At 74.7% G+C, this 3,049-nt stretch carries 2 protein-coding genes and 1 pseudogene; 1 reads left to right on the forward strand and 2 read right to left on the reverse strand.

Annotated elements, in window-relative coordinates; all coding sequences use genetic code 11:
- The coding region (locus ABD308_RS28645) for a PAS domain-containing protein (RefSeq protein ID WP_344340591.1) at positions 1 to 908 on the reverse strand (908 nt) is incomplete at its 3' end.
- A gap of 357 nt (positions 909 to 1,265) precedes the next feature.
- On the opposite strand from ABD308_RS28645, the gene ABD308_RS28650 reads away from it, so the two are divergent.
- Positions 1,266 to 2,177 carry a C40 family peptidase gene (locus ABD308_RS28650; protein WP_344340596.1) on the forward strand — a complete coding sequence of 304 codons (912 nt, stop codon included), beginning with the start codon at positions 1,266 to 1,268 and terminating at the stop codon, positions 2,175 to 2,177.
- A gap of 62 nt (positions 2,178 to 2,239) precedes the next feature.
- Here the strand turns inward: ABD308_RS28650 and ABD308_RS28655 are convergent.
- Positions 2,240 to 3,049, reverse strand: a pseudogene (locus ABD308_RS28655) (AAA family ATPase); the annotation flags it as partial.

The following is a 3,049-nucleotide window of genomic DNA, read 5'->3' on the forward strand; positions in this document are numbered from 1 at the left end:
GTCACCCCGGCGGCCCGGTAGGCGGCCGCCGAGGCGGGATCGGGCGCCGCCCCGGTCAGCTCCTCGGCGGTGCCCGGCGCGACCGGCACGGCGACCCCGGAGGCCAGGGCGCGGGCGGCCACCGAGCCCTCCCGGTGGCGGACCGACTCGCCGGGGCGGGGCAGCCGGTCCATGGCCGGACGCAGCCCGTCCGCGCAGCCGAGCGCGGCCCGGCGGAAGCGCCGCCCCGGGATGTGGCCGGTGCGGCCGGTGCGGTCGGTGTGGGCGTCGGCGTCCGGCGGCAGCACGTCGACGGTGGCCAGCTCCGCCAGCCGGGGGACGGCGAACGAGGCCAGCTCGGCGCAGGTGGTGTCGACGTCCAGCGTGGTGCCGATCCGCTCGGCGGCGGTCTCCAGCAGCGCCAGGCGGGTCCGGGCCCGGGTGAGCTCGCGCCGCAGCTCCTGGACCGGGTCGGGGTCGTCCAGCAGCAGGACCAGCACGCCGGTGACCCGGCCTTCGGCGGTCAGTGCCCGGTACCGCACCCGCAGGCCCGGCGGCAGCGGCGCGTCCGGACCGTCCGGACCGCCGCTGACGCCCTCGCGGTCCCGCCCGTCGGCCAGCACGCGGCGCAGCGTGCCGACGGCCTCGGCGAACGCCGTCGCCTCGGCCGGCCGGCCCAGCAGGTCGGCCCGGCGCAGCCCGGTGACCGTGGTGAACGCCGCGTTCAGGTACACCCAGCGCAGCTCCGCGTCGAGCAGCGCGACCCCGGCCGGCAGCACACCGAGAACGCCACCCAGTGCCTCCGACGCATTGCTGTCGGTAGTGCCGAAGCCTCTCGCGGCGAGCGCCGCGGCCGCCGCCGTGAGCGCGGCACCGTCCGCGCCCGCCGGGGTGCCGCCCTCTCCTCCTCCGTCGTGCCCGAACCGCATGGGTCCATGATCACTCGCCGGGGCGCGGCTCGCCCACGGAGTGCCGCGTGCTTGACCGGCTGATGGGATTCCGATAATGCGACCGGCCCGGCGCCGTGGCCGGTGAGTTCGTTGCCGCCACCGAGCAGCCGCCGTTCCGGTTGTGGATCTCCGAGCGGGCCCGCGCCGTCGTTCGCGCCAAGCTCGCCGCCCTCGACGGCTCCGCCGTGCGGGGCGTCACGGCCGGCCGGGTCGTCCGAGTCCGTTCCGCGTCGGTGGGGACAGGTTGGACCTGTGGGAAAGCCGTGAAGGGCGTGTCGCCATGTTCACCTAAGGAACATTGACCGGCCGTCAGCGTCGCTGGAACGATTCGTGACCATGACTACGCGCGTAAACCCTCTCTCCCGTCGGCTGATCGCCCCCTTACGGTGGGCGGCCCTGCTGTCGCTGCTGGTGTCGGTCGGGGTGTTCTTCGCCGGCGCCGGAGCCGCCCAGGCGGCGCCCGCCTGCGGGGTGCTCTCCGCCGGCGCGGCGTCGCAGGCCAACGACGCCGTCCGATCCGCCTGCGGCCTGATCGGCACCCCGTACTCGTGGGGCGGCGGTCACGGCTCGAAGCCCGGCCCCACCTACGGCCTCTGCGACTCCGCCAACGGCGCGCCCAACGACTGCAACGTCCGGGGCCTGGACTGCTCCGGCATGGTCCGCTACGCCTACTACCTGGCGGTCGGCGAGGACGTCATCAACGGCACCACCCGCACCCAGTGGCCGACCTCCAGAGCCGTCGCCCGCTACCACCGGGCGGACGGAACGGCGCCGCTGCTCCCCGGTGACCTGGTCTTCTTCGGCAACACCGCCTCCACCATCCACCACGTCGCGATGTACCTCGGACAGGGCTGGATCGTCGAGGCCCCGTACTCCGGCGGCTACGTCCGGGTGGCGGCGCTCTCCTCGCACGGCGACTACTACGGCGCCGTCCGGCTCTACGGCTCCTCCACGACGCCTCCTCAGCCGGGCGGCGGCAAGTACTGGGTGGACACCTTCGCCAACGCGCCGGTGTTCGGCTCCCCGACCTCCACCGCCGGCACGGGGACGCTGTACCAGGGGACGAACTACGTGTACTGCAAGACGTGGGGGCGTGAGGTGTCCAGTGGTGGGAGCTTCAACCACTGGTGGTTGAGGACGGACCCGGACGTGGGTCCCAGCGGTCAGTGGGTGTCGGCGTTCTACCTGTCGCGGTGGGGCAATGACACGGCCAAGGACAACAACGGCACCGTCATCCCCAACTGCTAGGACGTGATCCGACCGTGCCGGTCGCGGCCCCTTCCGTCGAGGGCCGCGACCGGCGTCGTCGGCTACGCGCGCTCGGTGCCGGTGAGGACGACGAGCCGGCGGGTCGCCCGGGTCATCGCGACGTAGCGGTCGACCGCGCCCGCGACGCCCTCGCCGAAGGACGCCGGGTCGACGAGCACGACCAGGTCGAACTCCAGGCCCTTCGCCAGCGACGGCGTGAGCGCGCGGATCCGGGGCGTCCCGCCGAACTCCGAGCGGCACGTCCGCTCGAACGCCGCCGTGAAGGCCGCGTCGCCGATCACGCACGCCGTACCCTCGGCGTGCGCGTCCAGCCAGGCGCCGAGCACGCCGTCCAGCTCCGCGACCGTCCCGTGGGTGACCGGCACCCCGCTGCGGCGCACCGAGGTGGGCACGTTGGCGTCCGGCAGGGCGGCCCGGATGACCGGCTCGGCCTCCGCCATGACCTCCTCCGGCGTGCGGTAGTTGACGCTCAGCGAGGCGACCTCGACGCGGTCCAGGCCGATCCGCGCCAGGCGCTCCGGCCAGGACTCGGCGAAGCCGTCCCGGGCCTGGGCGCGGTCGCCGACGATGGTGAGGCTGCGGGACGGGCAGCGCCGCAGCAGCATCCGCCACTCGGCGTCGGTCAGCTCCTGGGCCTCGTCCACGACGATGTGGGCGAACGGCCCGGCCAGCCGGTCCGGGTCGTCGGCGGGCAGTGCGTTCGCGTCGACCAGGGTGTCCTTCAGGTCCTGGCCGCGCAGCATGGTGACCGCCCCCTCGCCGTCGTCGTCGGCGGCGAGGATGTCCGAGATGACGTCGGCCATCCGGTCCCGCTCGGCGGCCAGCACGGCCTCCTGGCGGCGCCTGCGGCG

It is taken from the genome of Kitasatospora putterlickiae, from assembly GCF_039527695.1.
Classification (GTDB): Bacteria; Actinomycetota; Actinomycetes; order Streptomycetales; family Streptomycetaceae; genus Kitasatospora; species Kitasatospora putterlickiae.